Raw genomic sequence first — 16,082 nt, 5'->3', positions numbered from 1 at the left:
TGCTAACGGGTGACAAAGGACTAAATAGTCAGGTTCAGTACGAACAATCATGAACGTCGAGCACAGCCTGGAGTTCGGACACGACGACCGCGAACGTATCTACAACTACGTCGAGCGCCACGGCGAGTGCGGGTTCGACGACATCGAAGGCGACCTGCGCCTCGACCCGCGGGGCATCCGCCACCACGTCGCCATCCTGCGACGCGACGGCTACGTCACCGTCGAGGACGGCCGCATCGCGGTCGCCTTCGACGACGTCGCCGCCGAGGAGCACCGCGACGGCGATGTTGAGTTCGTCGTCCGGCCGGCCCACCAGTCGGACCTCACGGGACTCGTCGGCGCCATCCGGCAGGTCGCCAGCGAGCGCACGTACATCGAGGCCGAGTCCGTCGCGGACGTCATCGACCACGAGGAGGTCATCCTCCGGCACAACGAACTCGAGGAGCGGATGTTCTTCGTCGCCACCGTCGGCAACGACGTGGTGGGGTGGGTACACGTCGCCGGCTCGGAACTCGACAAACTCGAACACACAGCGGAGCTGACGGTAGGAGTCATCGAGACGTACCGCGGCCACGGCATCGGCAGCCACCTCCTCGAACGCGGCCTCGAGTGGGCCGGCAGCCGGGGGTACGAGAAGATGTACAACAGCGTCCCGTCGTCGAACGAGGACGCCGTGGAGTTCCTGAAGGCCAACGGCTGGGAGATCGAGGCCGTCCGCGAGGACCACTACAAACTGGACGACGAGTACGTCGACGAAGTGATGATGGCGGTCTGGATCTGAGGCGATGCCCTGCGCCGAGGACGGCTGTTCCCGTCCCGCGGCCGTCCGCGTCCACGACCCGCGCGGCCCGGACCGCGACGTCTGCCTGCCCCACGCCCGGAGCCTGAGCCAGCGCGAGGGCGTCGTCGCCGCTCCCATCGAGGACGCCGACGCCGAGTGGCCGTAGTCACTCTTCTTCGAGGAGTTCCCGTTCGATGTCCGGGCTGCCGCCGGTGGCGCCAGCGAGCCCGCGAGTCACCGCGTCGAAGAACGCGACGAGCGGCCACAGCAGCAGCCCGACGTACTTCACGGGCCGCGCGGCCGTGAGCGCCCAGGATTCGGCGTTCGCGAGCCCCCACGACTTCGGGAGGATCTCCCCGCAGACGAGCACGAGCGTCGTCGCCACGAGCGTCGTCCCGAGGACGGCGAGTTCCGGTGGGAGGTACGCCACCAGCAACACGGTGAGGATGCTCGTTGTCGCGATGTTCACCACGTTGTTCCCGACGAGGATCGTCACGAGCAGTCGGTGAGGGTCCTCCCGCAGACGCTGCAACCCCGGCCCGCGGTCGTCGCTGGCGGCGAGCGCGTCCAGACGTTCGGTCGTCAGCGAGAACAGCGCGATCTCGGTGCTGGAGAAGAACGCCGACACCCCGAGCAGAACGGCGACGGCGGCGAGCGAGGCGACGACGGAGAACTCGACTGGCATACGTCGACCAGGCGCGGCGGCCCCTAAGTCGTTGGCGCAATCGGCATCTCAGCTCTCGGTCCACTTGGCGTCCGCGAGGGTGCGCTGGACGGCCTCCTCGCCGACGGCGCGCGCGAGCGTCTCGTAGCCGGCGCGCTCCGAGCGGTCGGCGGCGTCCGCGACGAGGCGGGAGACGATGAACTCCGGCGTCGACTTCCCGACGGTGTCGAAGCGGGGCTGGTAGTCGACGAGCAGTTCGAGGTTCGGGCTCAGCCCCTCCGCGAAGATGCCGTCCGTGCGCGCGACGTCCGGCAGCGGTTCCAGGTCGTCCGCGAGGTGCGTGACGAACACGCCGAGTGCGTCCTCGTCGACGGTCAGCGTGACGAGGCCGTGGAGCAGGTCGGCGGCGCTCCCGGGTTCGGTGATCGCCTCGAACTCGTCGACCAGCATCAGAGTGCGCTCGCCGGTCGCCAGCGGCGGCACGACGGAGTTCAGCGTCGCCTCCAGGACGCCCGCGTTGAACGACGCGTGGCGGCGGTGGAAGACGACCGAGTCCACCGGCCCGACCGTCGCGCGCTCGGCGGGCACCGGGAGCCCCATCGCGGCGAGCAGCGCGACCTGGCAGAGCGTCTCCAGCAGCGTCGTCTTCCCGCCGGAGTTCGCCCCGGTGAGGACGGTGACCCGGTCGCCCGACGGCACGTCCGTGAGGTCGTGGTCGCCGACCGCGTAGGTCACCGGCTGGACGTCCCCGTCCTCCGCGGCGAGCGTGAGGTTGCGGGCGGTCTGGACCGCGAGCGCGTCGTGGTCGACGAACTCGGGGCGCACCAGGTCGTGGGCGTCCGCGAACCGCGCCAGGGAGAGGTGGAAAGCGAGGTCGCTGACCGCGTCGACGGCGGCGTCCACGTCCTCGCGAGCGCCCGAGATGGAGCCACGGAGGTCCGCGGCCACCTCCGCCTCGCGCTCGTCGACGCGGTCGCGGACGGTCCCGGAGAGTTCCCGGAGGGTCGTGCTGACGAAGTCCGGCGCGTCGGCGGCGTCCGCGACCATCGCGTTCCGGACCTGCCGCGGTTCGACGTCGGCCTCCGTGGCGACGTACTGGACGAACGCCTCGCGGAACTCGTCGGTGCCCTCGACGCCCTCCGAGCGCACGGCCTCGAGGACGTCGAACGTGTCGCGTTCGAGGCTGTCGAGCGCGTCCGCGCGCTCGCGGAGACGGTCGAGTTTGGCGTCCGCGCCCGCCGCGACCCCGTCGTCGGTGAGGTGGCGGAGCGCCGCGGCGGCCGCCTCCAGGCGGTCCCTGTCGAGGTCCACGACGGACGCGAACACGCCCCCGGAGACGCCGACGTCGTCGAGCGCGAGTGCGGTCTCGACGGCCGCCCGTCGGCTGTCGCCGTCGTGCGATTCGAACACGTCGAGGACGGCCCGGCGCGTCTCCCCGTCGAGGCCACGCCACGTCTCCAGAGCGGCCTCCACGCTGTCGAGTCGCTCGCGCATCGCCTCACGGTCGACGAGCGGCGTGAGCACGCGGATGCGGTCGCCAGCGTGACGGGTGACCGCGTACTCCGCGGCCAGCGAGACGAGTTCCTTGTAGACGGCGCGGGCGTCCTCGGTGGCGAGTTTGTCCATCCCCTCCCCGCCGTTCGCGCGCCGCAGGATGCGGGTGGCGCGGCCCCGCGAGATGCCGGCCTCGACGAGCGCCCGCACGTCCGCGCTCTCGATGGCGTCGATAGCGTCGGGAACCCCGAGTTCCGTTTCGAGGCGGTCGGCCGTCTTCGGGCCGACCCCCCAGTACTCCTCCAGTCGCATACCTCGGACTGTGACACCCGGGGGTAAAGGGTGCCGCGGTCCGCGCTACCGGGCCGGGCGGTGGCCGGCGAGGTCACTCGCCGAGCGCGAACAGTTCGCTGCCGGCGAAGTTCACGGTGCCGGCGACGGCGATGGCCCCGACGTTCGCGGAGAGCGCGGCCAGGTGGAGACCCTCGACGCCGACCGCGAGCGCGACCGAGTAGACGACGAACCCGAGGCCGTACACCGACGCGTACCGGGCGAGCGCGCGGCGGGGGTCGTGGCTCGGCCGGTCGTACGTGACCGTCCAGTTGAGGACGAACGTCCAGGCGGTGCCGCTCACGAACGCCAGCGCGCCGGCCAGGAGGTACGCCACCGGCGCGAGGACGAAGACGACGGCGTTCACGACGGCGCCGGTGGTACCGACGACGCCGAACTCGACCGCCCGGACCGCCCGCGCCGGGGCGGCGATTCGGTCGAGCCCGAGCAGCCGGAAGACGTTCTCGGCGCGACGTTCGACGCTCTCGACGACGCCCGCCATTCGTGGGTGACGTAGCGTCTGCGAACGCAAAAATCCCCGGTGAGAGACGACTCCGCTGGACACCGTCGGCGGCCCTCGACTCCGAATCAACCGACGAGCATAACAGTAGCCACCCCGTTGCCCTCCTGCATGGACGCGGCGCTGGGGCCACCCGACCAGATGGCCGAGAGCGAGGCCGACCTCACGCCGATGATGAGCCAGTACTTCGAGCTCACGCGGCGCTACGAGGACGCCCTCGTGCTGTTCCAGGTGGGCGACTTCTACGAACTGTTCTGCGACGCCGCCGAGGCGGCCGCCCGCATCTGCGAGATCACGCTGACCGCCCGCGAGGATTCGACGGGCCGCTACCCGATGGCGGGCGTCCCCATCGACAACGCCGAGCCGTACATCGACGACCTGCTGGACGCGGGCTACCGCGTCGCGGTCGCCGACCAGGTGGAGGACCCCGACGAAGTGTCGGGCGTCGTCGAGCGCGCCGTCACGCGCATCGTGACCCCGGGGACACTCACGGAGGACGAACTGCTCGCGGGCGACGACAACAACTTCGTCGCGGCGCTGGCCACCGACGACGACGGCCGATACGGACTCGCGCTGCTCGACGTCTCCACGGGCGACTTCTACGCGACGAGTCTCCCCGAGGCGGCCAGGATCAGGGACGAACTCGGGCGGTTCGCGCCAGCGGAACTCGTCGCTGGACCCGACGTCGACCCGGGCCGCTTCGACGGCGACACGTTCGTCGCGGAGTACGACGACGGGGTGTTCGACCTCGAGGTGGCGACCGAGCGCGTGGCGTCGTACTTCGGGAGCGCGGACGCGCTCGCGGTCGACGCGGAAGTCCGGGCCTGCGGCGCGCTGCTCGCGTACGCCGAGTACACACGGGGTGGGGAGGGCCACCAGCGGCTCGACTACCTCAACCACCTCACGCGGTACGACCCGCGGGAGTACCTCCAGATGGACGCCGTGGCGCTGCGCAGCCTGGAGGTGTTCGAGCAGCGCAGCGTCCACGGCGCGGCGGGCACCGCGCTCGTGGACGTGCTCGACGAGACGGCGTGCGCGCTCGGGCGGCGCGCACTGACCGACTGGCTGCGCCGCCCGCTCACCGACCGGGAGGCCATCGAGGCGCGCCACGACGCGGTCGGTGAACTCGTCGCCGACCCGATGACCCGCGAGGAACTCCACGAGCACCTCCGGGACGTCTACGACATCGAGCGCCTCGTCTCGCGGGTCTCCAGAGGCCGCGCGAACGCACGGGACCTGCGCTCGCTGAAGGCGACCCTCGACGTGGTGCCGGAGGTGCGCTCGCTGCTCGCCGACGCGGACTGTGAGAAACTCCGGGAGTTGCGCGCGGAACTCGACGACCTGCCGGAGATCCGGAACCTGCTCGACCGCGCCATCGTCCCGGACCCACCACAGGAACTCACCGAGGGCGGCGTCGTCCGGGACGGCTACGACGAGACACTCGACGACCTCCGGGAGACCGAGCGCTCGGGCAAACAGTGGATCGACGACCTCGAAGCCGCGGAGCGCGAGCGCACCGGCGTCGACTCGCTGAAGGTCGGGCACAACGCCGTCCACGGCTACTACATCGAGGTGACCCACGCGAACAGCGAGGCAGTACCCGACAACTACCAGCGCCGCCAGACGCTGAAGAACGCCGAGCGGTACGTCACGCCCGAACTGAAGGAACGCGAGGACGACATCGTGCGCGCCGAGCAGCGCGCCCAGGACCTCGAGTACGAACTGTTCACCGAAGTCCGCGACCGGGTCGCCCGCGAAGCCGAGCGGATGCAGGCGGTGGCGGCGGCACTCGCCGCGCTGGACGCGCTCGCCTCGTTCGCGTCCGTCGCCGCGGCCCACGACTACGCACGGCCCACGATGGGCGGCGACGGCATCCGCGTCGAGGGCGGGCGCCACCCGGTCGTCGAGCGCACGGAGTCGGGCTTCGTCCCGAACGACACCCGCCTCACACCCGACGAGCGGGTCGCCGTCGTCACCGGGCCGAACATGAGCGGGAAGTCGACGTACATGCGCCAGGTCGCACTCGTCGTCCTGCTCGCGCAGGCCGGGAGCTTCGTCCCCGCCGCGAACGCCCGACTGCGGGTCGTCGACCGCATCTTCACGCGTGTCGGCGCGAGCGACGACATCGCGGGCGGCCGCTCGACGTTCATGGTGGAGATGACCGAACTCGCCGCCATCCTGCGCGCGGCCACCGAGGACTCCCTCGTCCTGCTCGACGAGGTCGGGCGGGGGACGTCGACCACCGACGGTCTCGCTATCGCGCGCGCCGTCACGGAGTACGTCCACGACGAACTCGGCGCGACCACGCTGTTCGCCACCCACCACCACGAACTCACCGCTGACGCCGAGCGCTTGCCGAATGCGGTCAACCTCCACTTCGGCGCGACGCGCACGGACGAAGGGGTCACGTTCCAGCACGAAGTCCGGGATGGCGCGGCCACCGCCTCCTACGGCGTCGAAGTCGCGCGGACCGCGGGCGTCCCCGACGAGGTGGTGGACCGCGCCCGCGAGTTCCTTGACGAGTCCGTCGTCGCGGCGGACACTGGCGAACGGACACGCGACGGGAGCGCGGACGAGAAAGCGGACGAGAGCACCGGCGTGGACGCCGACCTGGCGGCGAAACTCCGGGACGTGAACGTCGCGGAACTGACGCCGATCGAGGCGCTGAACGTGCTCAACGAACTCCGGCGCGACCTGGAGTGACTACTCGACGGGCGAGAAGTCGAGCCCGCTCTCTGCGAGCAGGCGGCGGGTCTTCTCCGTGATTTCGGGCGCGACCAGGATTCCTCGTACTTCGGCGTCGGCGTGGAGGTCCCGGCGGAGCGCGGTCACGTACCGTTCCAGCTGGGAGGCCGCCGACGGGCCGGCCCGACGCGCCTTCAGTTCGACGGCGACCACCGCGCCGTTCTCGTCGCGGCCGTAGACGTCGACGGGGCCCGCGGGCGTCTCGCGCTCCGTGGCGAGCGGGCGGAACCCCGCCTCGACGAGGTCCGGGTTCGACAGCACGCGCTCCTTGAGGTCGGTCTCCGTGCCGGAGACGTCGCCCGCTTCGCTCGTCGGGGCGAACGCCGTGGCGTGCTGGACGGACTGGAAGCGCACTGTCAGCGTGTCCGCGCCGTCGGCCTCGCCGCAGTGGAGTTCGAGGGCGTCGTCGACGACGCTCGCGGTCACGCCGCCGCCCGACGACCACGCGACGGGGTCGCGGCCCGACGCGCCGTGGACCAGCACCGTGTCGTCGGGCTTGTACAGCAGTTGCCTGACGCCGGCCGGTAGCGCCCGCTCCGCACGCCCCTCGAACGTCGTCGCACAGCGCCCGACCAGCGAGACTGCGAGGCCGTCGCTGCTGGCGTCGGCGACGAACGCCGCGGCGGTCTCCGGGTCGGGGTCGGTGACGGTTCGCACGCTACGGCGTAGGTGGGACGGCGGCAAAAACGCAGGGATGGTCGCCGGGTCGCGGCGTCTGTTCGGGGCAGGCGTTCGAGCACGACCGCGAGCGACTGCGCTAGCCGGCGGTGCCCCGGTGACCGTCGGCGACGAGACGAACGTTGGCCACGTCGTGTCTGGGCCGGCGACGGTCGCGTGGGGCGTCTTGCCGGCGGACGGGTGACACCACGGCGTCCGCGGCGGTCGGGGAGCGTGCCGGCAACGCGAGTAGTACGAGGCAGCCACGGACGGAGATTCTTCTCCCGAACATCTTCCCACGAGCCTACCCCGGAATGGTGCATCGCGGGTCGGATGGGGCCGACTGAATCGTGCTCGGCAGCATGCCCTCTCTTCAACCGATTTGACTGACACTACTCCCGTTCTCGTTCAGGGTCATCAGTGAACAGCCTCGACCAACTACGTTTCTCGGGGGTTGGCGAGTGTTCAGCACATCGGCTGGTTGCTCACCTGTGGAGACGCCGCCGCTCGCCGTCGGTGGGCCAGGATCGAGTCCATGATAGTAAAATATCAGACAGTAAGTGACGATGGTAAGTATTCCGATGTATTTCTAGTGGCCTTCGTAGACTATTCTACACTTCTGGGAGTCGATTTAGAGTGGTATCTACTTTGCCACACAGTAGCCGACCGCACCCGTCGGTTACGATGGTCACCGGAGACAGGTTGTTTCGTTTTGTTAATTATTCCCCAATTTGACCCCCGATAATCCATTAAATTCCCCCAATGCCGCCTGTTTGTCGGTCTTTTCTGTCCAGACCAGAGGTCGTAACGGAGTGCGACTGTACCAGAAATCTGTCCAGGTCGAGCCTACCCAGCTGCGACGCAAGTTCAAATGATCCGAACGGCCTGGCAAACCGTAATCGCAAAAATAAACAATATCCTTAGTATTATGCAGCATTGGTAATATACCATCACAAGGCGCTGATTGTCGACCCTGAAACCGACACCTCCCTCGGCCCAGCGTCGTAGTCGTCGACGGCCTGCTGCAAGTCCGCCGGAACACGTCAGCAGTTCGTAACTAGTACGAGGATCGTGTCTTTCGTCTCTCCGCCCCGTCCGTGTATCGCGTATGCGGTACCCTTAAGAATCCGCTCGGAGAGGTAGTAAGCAGCCATGGATTTGGAAATCGAGGGCGATAGTGCACTCGTAACGGCGTCCAGTAGCGGACTCGGGAAGGCGGCGGCGACCCGCCTCGCCGAGGAGGGGGCGAACGTCGTACTCAACGGCCGTGACGAAGACCGCCTTCAGGACGCGGTCGAGGAGGTCCAGGAGGTCGCCGAGGGCGAGGTCGTCGGGCACGCCGCCGACCTGACGGACGCGGACGCCATAACCACGCTCGTGGACCGGACCGTCGAGGAGTTCGGCGGCCTCGACCACCTCGTGACGAACGCGGGTGGGCCGCCGAGCGGGCCGTTCCTGGAGACGACCGACGAGGAGTGGTACGACGCCTACGACCTGCTCGTCATGAGCGTCGTTCGACTCGTCCGCGAGTCCGCCGAGCACCTTCAGGAGGGCGACGGCGGTACCATCGTCACCATCGCATCGCGCAGCGTCAAGGAGGCGATCCCGTCGCTCGTGCTTTCGAACGCCGTCCGCATGGGTGTCGTGGGGCTGGAGAAGACGCTCTCGAAGGAACTGGCGCCCGAGATCCGCGCCAACGCTGTCCTCCCGGCGCCCCACGAGACCGACCGGACGGTCGAACTCATCGAGCAGGGCGTCGAGCGCGGCGAGTACGAGTCCTACGAACAGGGCCTCGAGGAGCGAGGCGCACCCATCCCGCTCGGACGCATCGGCGACCCGATGGAGCTCGGGGACGCCGTCGCGTACCTCTCCTCGGAGCGCTCGAGTTTTATCAACGGCGTCGCGATACCCGTCGACGGCGGCCTCGGAGCGTCGAACCTGTAAACCGAGTCTGGCGGCACGACCAGTGGTCGGGACCCCCGTCGGCACGCGGCGGCTCCAGCAGCTGACCACCACATCCGGGTTGTACTCCGGGAGTACGCTTATGCATCTTTGCTCCGATTCGGGAGCATGGAGTTGATCCACACGGCGTTCAGAGTGACGGATCTGGAACGTTCGAAGGAGTTCTACCTGGACGGACTCGGGTTCGAGGAGAAGTGGGGGTTCGAGGAGGACGGCGTGGAGCACGTCTACCTCGGGCCCGAGACTGGCTCCGACATCCACATCTTCGAGGACCCCTCGAACGACGAACCCGTGACAGGCGGCGGCAGTGACACCATCCACACCGACCACTCGGTCTGCTTGCTGGTCGAGGAAGACCTGCACGGTGTCTTCGAGGAACTCGTCGAACGGACCGACTGTCACGTGATTCTGCCCCCAAAGACGACGCCGTTCGAGACACACCGGAACGTCATCACGTTCGTCGAGGACCCGGACGGCCACGCCATCGAACTCATCGAGCGGCTGGAGGGGCCGCCGCCGGAGTGACGGAATGGCTCGCGCACCGCTGCCCGAACTGGTCGACCGCGTCGCCGACTACTCGCTCGCCCACCACGACGACCAGCCGTTCCTCGGCATGGACGTAGCGGACCACGACTGGGAGAAGGGGGTGCTCGTGAACGGCCTGCTCGCGTGTGGGGTACGCGTTGCGGATGCGAAACACCACGTCGAGCGGTCCATCGAGACCCAGACGGGCGAGGGACAGTTCGCGTACGGGTCGCTCCACACGAAACACCTCGACTGGGACGTCGACTGGGGTGAACAGGACCGCGTCGGGTACACCTCCATCGCGGACCCACTGATTCCGGGCCACGGCGTCCTCGAGCTGTACGACCGGACGGGCGACGACTACTACCTCGACGCCGCCCAGAAGCAGTACGAGTTCCTCCAGCGGGTCGAACGCGTAGATGGGGTCGGCATCCCGCAGCGCCGGGAAGCTCAGGAGCTGTGGGTGGACATGCTGTACATGGCCGCCCCGTTCCTCGCGCGCTACGGCGTGCTCGCGGACGACCCCGACGCCGTCGATGACGCGGTCGCGCAGTTCCACGTGTGCCGGAACCGCCTCCGTGACCCAGAGACCGGACTCTACCGGCACAACTGGGCGGCAGAGCCCAACAGCTTCGTGCAGAGCACGTTCTGGGCTCGCGGAAACGGCTGGGTGCTGGCCGCACTCGCGGACGTTCTCGCAGTGCTCCCGGCTGACCACGCCGCCCGCGAGGACCTCGTCGAGCAGTTCGAAACCCTCGCGGCCGCGATGCTTCCCTACCAGGACGCCAGCGGCTTCTGGCACAACATCGTCGACGACCGGACGTCGTGGCTGGAGACGTCTGGCACGCTGATGGCCGCCTACGCCTTCGGGCGGGGAGTCGATTTGGGTGTCCTCGACCCGGAGACGTACGTCCCACCGGCGCGGCAGGCGATGGAGGTGTGTGAGGGCGTCGTGGACAGCCGGGGCCGGGTCCGTCGGGTAGCGAAAGTCCCCGGTGGGCCGAAGGCGCCCGCCGGTGTCACGCTCCACGGGCAGGGGTGGTTCCTGCTGGCCGCATCGGCGACCCCCTGACTGGCCGGTCGCGCCACCGAGAGGGTTGTGCCCTCTGGCCATCCCGACCGGCGCCTCCACTCGCCAATCCGGACGCCCACCAGATGTGTTCGAGGCCCGGCGTCCACTGGATTCATCGGTGGAACTAAACCCTCGGTCAGCATTTTCCGTGGTGTATGCCAGCACCACTCGAAGACGTGACTATCGCCGACTTCAGCCAGATGCAACAGGGTGGGTGGGCCACCCAGAAGCTCGGGGACATGGGCGCCGACGTGATCAAGATCGAGCCAGCGGGTGGGGAACTCGTCCGGACTGCGCCCATCGAGGGGGAGCTCCTCGAGGACGTCAGCCCGTACTTCCTCGCGATGAACCGCAACAAGCGCTCGATCACCCTCGACCTCAAGTCCGACGAGGGCAGGCAGGTCGCCGAGGACATCATCGAGGAGGCGGACGCGCTCGTCGAGAACTTCCGCCCGGGCGTCATGGAGAAGTTCGGCCTCGGGTACGAGGACGTCCACGACGTCAACGAGAACATCGTCTACGTGTCGGCATCCGGATTCGGGGCGGACGGCCCGTACGCGGAACGGCCCGGTCAGGACATCCTCGCGCAGGCGATGAGCGGACTCGTCCAGAACACGGGCCGGAAGCAGGACCCGCCGACGCCCGCCGGCTCGTTCATCTGCGACGCCCACTCCGCGAACACCATCGCGCTCCACACCGTGGTCGCGTTGTTCCAGCGGGAGATGACCGGTGAGGGGCAGAAGATAGAGACGAACCTCCTCAACGCCGGCATCGACTTCCAGACCCAGGAGATCACGAGCGCCGTCAACATGGACGTCGAGGCCGAGCGTAGCGAGTCGGGCATCGGCCACGTCTACTCGGGCGCACCCTACGGCGTCTACGAGACCGCAGATGGCCACGTGGCGCTCTCGTTCGCGAACCTGCCGAGCATCGCGGACGAACTCGGCGTCGAGCCGCTCTGTGACTACAGCGACGGCCGGGAGGTGTACGAGCACCGCGACGAGATCAAAGAACAGCTCGAAGCAGAGACGCGGTCGGTGCCGACCGACGACCTCATGGACCGTCTGCTCGACGCCGGGGCGTGGATAGCAGAGGTGAACGACTACCAGGACGCCGCCGACCACCCCCAGGTCCGGCACAACGACATGATTATCGAACTGGAGTACCCCGGCGTCGGGACGTTCGAGACGACCGGCGTCCCCGTCTCGATGTCGAACGCCGACGTGGAGTTCAGCGACCCCCCGGTGCCCGGCGAGCAGACCGAGGAAGTTCTCGCGGAACTCGGTTACGACGACGACGAGATCGCGAACCTCGAGGAGAACGGCGTCACCGCGAGCGAAGGCGGTACGCGAACCCAGTAACATGACAGACACACTCACCAGCGACGACGAGCAGCTCATCGAAGCAGCGCGTGACGTAATCCGGGACGCGTTCGTCCACGGCACCCACTACGTCGGGTCGGCACTCCGAACGACGAGCGGCGACGTCCACACGGGCGTCCACGTGGAAGCGAACGTCGGCCGCGCGTCCGTCTGCGCGGAGCCGGTCACCCTCGGGACGGCCGTCGCGAACGGCGTCAAGGGGGAGGACATCGACACCATCGTCTCGGTCCGCCACCCAGGTCCGGCGGAGGACGAGGACGAGATCAAAGTCGTCTCCCCGTGTGGCGTCTGCCGGGAGATCATCTCGGACGTCAACCCGCAGATGGCGGTCATCTACCCCGGTGACGACGGCGAGTTGACCAAGTCGGCGGCTATCGACTTACTCCCCAGCAAGTACGTCCAGAGCTACCGGGACGTCCACCTCGAGGGGTAACGCTCGGTGAACGAAATTGCGGGCGCGGCGCTCGCGGTGCTCGGGGCGGTCGGCATCGCGGGACAGGTGATGGCTGTTCGCGTCGGCACCCACGAGGGGTCGACAACGGACGCGTTGACAGTCGTGCTGCTCGTGAACCTGGCCATCTTCGTCCCGCTCGCCGCCGTCCTGGAGTTCCCGGCGTACCGCATGTCCACGAGCGCGCTCCTCTCCTTCGTCGCCGCGGGCCTGCTCGGGACGCTGCTGGGGCGGGCGCTCTACTACACGAGCATCGACCGCCTGGGCGCGAGCATCACGGAACCCATCAAGGCCTCCAACCCCCTGTTCGCGGTGGTACTCGCCGTCCTCCTGCTCGGCGACCCGGTCACGAACGGCCAGTTCGTGGGCGTCGTGCTCATCGTCGCGGGCGTGGCGTGGCTGTCAAAACAGACCGTCGATGGAGACGCCACGCTCGCCGACGCCCCGGCCCGGGCGCTCACGCTGCCGTTCGCCACGGCGCTCGTGTTCGCGCTCGAACCGGTGATAGTGAAGGTCGGCTTCGGCGACGGAACCTCGGTCATGTCCGGACTCGCGGTGAAGACGGTGGTAGCGGCGGCCGGGATGTGGGCGTACCTCCGGTGGCGCAACGCACTCCCGGCCCCCGGCGACCTTGCCCGTAGCCCGAACCGCCGGTGGTACCTGCTCGCCGGCCTCTCGAACTCCCTGTTCCTGCTGTCGTACTACGCCGCGCTGTCGCTCGCGCCGGTCTCCCTGGTCGTTCCCATCCTCCAGCTCAGCCCCCTGATCGTGATGGCGCTCTCCTACGCGTTCCTCGACAAGCTCGAGCGGGTCACGCTCGGCCTGGTGGCCGGAGCAGTCGTCGTGGTCCTCGGGGCAGTCGTCGTCACGCTCGCCTGACGAGGGTCGAGAAAATGCGTTCCACGGCGAGCGGTCGAGTCAGGTTGGGCCGACCGTATCCGTTCGCCGCCCGACCGACGTACCGGCAGTGACCGGGTGCAGTGCTCCGCGGCGTGCGAGTCCGTTCAGTAGTTCATGTAGACCGTGCGGCTGATCGAGTAGAAGTCCAGGCCGGCGTCACCCTGCTCCCGGTAGGTCTCGCTCGAGGAGTCCTTGAACCCCCCGAACGGGACGTGGAGTTCCAGCCCGGTCGTCTTCTCGTTGACCTTCACGATGCCGGCCTCGGCGCGGTTCGCGAACTCGTGGGCCTCCGTGAGGTCCTGGGTGACGAGCCCCGCCGCGAGTCCGTACCGGACGTCGTTGGCCTGCCTCAGCGCGTCCTCGAAGCCCGACACCGGGATGATGGCGAGCACCGGCCCGAAGATCTCCTCCTGCGCGATGCGCATATCGTTCGTGACGTCGGAGAAGACGGCCGGTTCGACGAAGTACCCGTCGTCGTAACCGTCGCCTGTGACGCGGTTCCCGCCGGTCTCGAGCGTCGCACCCTCTTGTTGACCGATCTCGACGTAGTCGAGGGTCGAGTCGAGCTCTGACTCGCTGATGTGCGGGCCCATGTCGTAGTCCTCGAGCCCCGGACCGACCTCGATACTCTCGACGTGGTCGACCATCTTCTCGACGAACTCCTCGTAGACGTCCTCGTGGACGATCGCCTTGGAGGTCGCCGTACACGCCTCGCCGGTGACGCCGAAGCAGCCGCCTGCGACGATGTCCACGGCTTCGTCCACGTCAGCGCTAGGCATCACGACGGTCGGATTCTTCCCGCCCATCTCCAGTTGCACACGCTTCCCGTCGTCGACCGCCTGCTTGCGGACCTTTTCACCGACCGAGTGGCTACCCGTGAACGAGACCGCGTCCACGTCCGGACTGGAGGAGACGGTGGCCCCGACGCTCCGCCCGGGCCCGGTGACGAAGTTCACGACTCCGTCAGGGATTCCCGCGTCCTCCAGTGCCTCCACGAGCTCGCGGATGATTCCCGGTGCGAGCGACGCGGGTTTGAGGACGACGGTGTTCCCCGCCGCGAGCGCCGGCGCCATCTTCCACGACGCGATGGCGATCGGGAAGTTCCACGGCGTGATGAGGCCGGCGACGCCCACCGGCTCGCTCTGGGAGTAGAGGTGGGTCGTCGGGCTCGAGGACTCCTTGACGGTCCCCCCGAAGTCACTCGCCTTGGCTGCATAGTACGCGTAGATGTCGATCGAGCGCTGGACCTCACCTCCCGCCTCCGACGTGGTCTTACCGACCTCGTGGGAGAGCGTCTGCGTGAGTTCCTCCTTCCGGTCTGCGAGGATCTCGCCCGCCTTCCGGAGGATGCGCCCGCGCTCCGGCCCGGGCATCGCTGCCCACTCGTCTGCGGCTTCGTTCGCGGCTTCGATGGCCGCCTCCGCGTCCTCGGCTGTCGACTGCTGGTATTCGCCGATGACTTCCTTGGTGTCCGCCGGGTTCCTGTTCTCGAACGTCTCGCCGGAGTTGGATTCTACCCAATCCCCGTCGATGAAATTGCGGTGCTGGCTCGACATGCGCTAACATAATTCGAGCGCGCTCGTATATTGTTTACTCTCGAAGCCGTGTCTGCCTCGCACCCCCGAGACGCATTCTCGGCAGAACTGGTAAGGACACGCACCCCATCCAGTCACTGATGACGTTCGTTCCACACGCCCAGGGACTCGCCTACGCCGCCAGCGTGGCGGTCCTCTGGGGCGTCTTCCTGTTCTATCTGAAGCGGCACTTCAGTGACTACCCGCCCGCACTCGTCATCGTCGTGACGAACATTTTCTCAGTGGGGTGGTTTCTAACCGCGGTGAGTCTCGACCCCGGCCGGACTGTCGTCAGAGAAGTGGTGGCGCTGCCCGCGGACGACTGGCTTGCTGCCGCCGGCGTTGTAGTCGTGTTCGCCAGCGGGTTGCTGTTGCTGTACCACGCGCTGGCCGTCGGGGACGTCTCGTACGTCGCACCGCTCAGCAAGCTCTCTCCAGCGTTCGTCCTTCCGCTCGAAGTTGTCGTGCTCGACCAGCATCTCGGACCCATCCAAGTCGCCGGTGTCCTCATCGCCACGGTGGCGGTCTACGTCGCGAACTACCAGGGCGGCGGCATCCACACACCGTTCCAGACTGCCGTGACCTCCCGTCCCGCACGTCTCGCGTTACTGAGCGCGATGTTGCTCGGTGTCGTCGCCGTGAGCCAGCGCGTCCTGCTCCAGGAGGGAGGCGTCCAGCCCGCCGTCTGGACGCTCATCAAGCTCGCCGGCGTCCCGATCGTCCTCGGCCCCGTTGCGTGGCGGGGCAGGACGCCGCGCGTCTGGGGCGACCTCGGGAAGTTCGCCGTCGCCGGCGCGTTTGTCGGGCTCGGCGAGTGGGTGACCGCACTCGCGTTCTCCACGATACCCGCGAGCCTGGCATCCCCCATCATCAGCATGCAGGCGGTCGTCGCCGTCGTCCTCGGCGGAATCATCCTCGGCGAGGAAGACCTCCTGTTGCGGCTTGTGGCCGCCGGCACTGCCGTGGTCGGCGTCGTACTGATCGCCCTCGGCTGAGGGCGAGGGTTGCCGTGAGGAGGAGCGGAG

15 protein-coding genes are annotated in these 16,082 nt (G+C 68.1%); 10 read left to right on the top strand and 5 right to left on the bottom strand.

Annotated elements, in window-relative coordinates:
* Positions 1-49 precede the first annotated feature (49 nt).
* The gene (locus tag LT965_RS10630) at positions 50-781 is read left to right on the top strand and encodes a bifunctional helix-turn-helix transcriptional regulator/GNAT family N-acetyltransferase (protein ID WP_232700778.1); all 732 of its coding nucleotides are present in this window, start codon (positions 50-52) and stop codon (positions 779-781) included.
* A gap of 4 nt (positions 782-785) precedes the next feature.
* On the top strand, positions 786-947 hold the full coding sequence (locus LT965_RS10625) for a DUF8014 family protein (protein ID WP_232700777.1): 162 nt from the start codon (positions 786-788) through the stop codon (positions 945-947).
* Here the strand turns inward: LT965_RS10625 and LT965_RS10620 are convergent, their stop codons facing one another.
* The 3 genes from LT965_RS10620 to LT965_RS10610 form a co-directional block, all read right to left on the bottom strand.
* Positions 948-1,466 (bottom strand): CNNM domain-containing protein, encoded by a 519-nt coding sequence (locus LT965_RS10620; RefSeq protein ID WP_232700776.1) that lies wholly within the window; start codon positions 1,464-1,466, stop codon positions 948-950.
* A gap of 48 nt (positions 1,467-1,514) precedes the next feature.
* Positions 1,515-3,251 (bottom strand): MutS-related protein, encoded by a 1,737-nt coding sequence (locus LT965_RS10615; protein ID WP_232700775.1) that lies wholly within the window; start codon positions 3,249-3,251, stop codon positions 1,515-1,517.
* A 73-nt stretch (positions 3,252-3,324) separates the two neighbouring features.
* On the bottom strand, positions 3,325-3,771 hold the full coding sequence (locus LT965_RS10610) for a GtrA family protein (RefSeq protein ID WP_232700774.1): 447 nt from the start codon (positions 3,769-3,771) through the stop codon (positions 3,325-3,327).
* A 129-nt stretch (positions 3,772-3,900) separates the two neighbouring features.
* Between LT965_RS10610 and mutS the strand changes: the two genes are divergently transcribed.
* Positions 3,901-6,492 carry a DNA mismatch repair protein MutS gene (mutS, locus tag LT965_RS10605; RefSeq protein ID WP_232700773.1) on the top strand — a complete coding sequence of 864 codons (2,592 nt, stop codon included), beginning with the start codon at positions 3,901-3,903 and terminating at the stop codon, positions 6,490-6,492.
* Here the strand turns inward: mutS and nucS are convergent, their stop codons facing one another.
* Positions 6,493-7,191: an endonuclease NucS gene (gene nucS, locus LT965_RS10600; protein ID WP_232700772.1), complete on the bottom strand. Its 699-nt coding sequence runs from the start codon at positions 7,189-7,191 to the stop codon at positions 6,493-6,495.
* A 1,152-nt stretch (positions 7,192-8,343) separates the two neighbouring features.
* Between nucS and LT965_RS10595 the strand changes: the two genes are divergently transcribed.
* The 6 genes from LT965_RS10595 (at position 8,344) to LT965_RS10570 (ending at position 13,462) form a co-directional block, all read left to right on the top strand.
* Entirely contained in the window at positions 8,344-9,135 is a 792-nt protein-coding gene (locus tag LT965_RS10595) for an SDR family oxidoreductase (protein ID WP_232700771.1), read from the top strand.
* Between the two features lie 126 nt (positions 9,136-9,261).
* The gene (locus tag LT965_RS10590) at positions 9,262-9,678 is read left to right on the top strand and encodes a VOC family protein (protein ID WP_232700770.1); all 417 of its coding nucleotides are present in this window, start codon (positions 9,262-9,264) and stop codon (positions 9,676-9,678) included.
* Positions 9,679-9,682: 4 nt separating this feature from the next.
* Positions 9,683-10,750, top strand: a complete 1,068-nt coding sequence (locus tag LT965_RS10585; protein WP_232700769.1) for a glycoside hydrolase family 88 protein — start codon at positions 9,683-9,685, stop codon at positions 10,748-10,750.
* Positions 10,751-10,905: 155 nt separating this feature from the next.
* A complete protein-coding gene (locus tag LT965_RS10580) occupies positions 10,906-12,111 on the top strand; it encodes a CaiB/BaiF CoA transferase family protein (RefSeq protein ID WP_232700768.1) in 1,206 nt (401 codons plus the stop codon).
* Position 12,112: 1 nt separating this feature from the next.
* Positions 12,113-12,565, top strand: coding sequence for a cytidine deaminase (locus tag LT965_RS10575; protein ID WP_232700767.1), 453 nt, complete (start codon positions 12,113-12,115; stop codon positions 12,563-12,565).
* 6 nt (positions 12,566-12,571) lie between these two features.
* Positions 12,572-13,462: a DMT family transporter gene (locus tag LT965_RS10570; protein ID WP_232700766.1), complete on the top strand. Its 891-nt coding sequence runs from the start codon at positions 12,572-12,574 to the stop codon at positions 13,460-13,462.
* Between the two features lie 125 nt (positions 13,463-13,587).
* Here the strand turns inward: LT965_RS10570 and xacF are convergent, their stop codons facing one another.
* Positions 13,588-15,039, bottom strand: a complete 1,452-nt coding sequence (gene xacF, locus LT965_RS10565; protein WP_232700765.1) for a 2,5-dioxovalerate dehydrogenase — start codon at positions 15,037-15,039, stop codon at positions 13,588-13,590.
* Positions 15,040-15,158: 119 nt separating this feature from the next.
* Between xacF and LT965_RS10560 the strand changes: the two genes are divergently transcribed.
* The gene (locus tag LT965_RS10560; RefSeq protein WP_232700764.1) at positions 15,159-16,052 is read left to right on the top strand and encodes a DMT family transporter; all 894 of its coding nucleotides are present in this window, start codon (positions 15,159-15,161) and stop codon (positions 16,050-16,052) included.
* The last annotated feature ends 30 nt before the right edge of the window (positions 16,053-16,082 follow it).

The organism is Halobacterium wangiae (assembly GCF_021249345.1).
GTDB classification, from domain to species: domain Archaea; phylum Halobacteriota; class Halobacteria; order Halobacteriales; family Halobacteriaceae; genus Halobacterium; species Halobacterium wangiae.
This window is presented reverse-complemented; position numbering and strand designations above follow the sequence as displayed.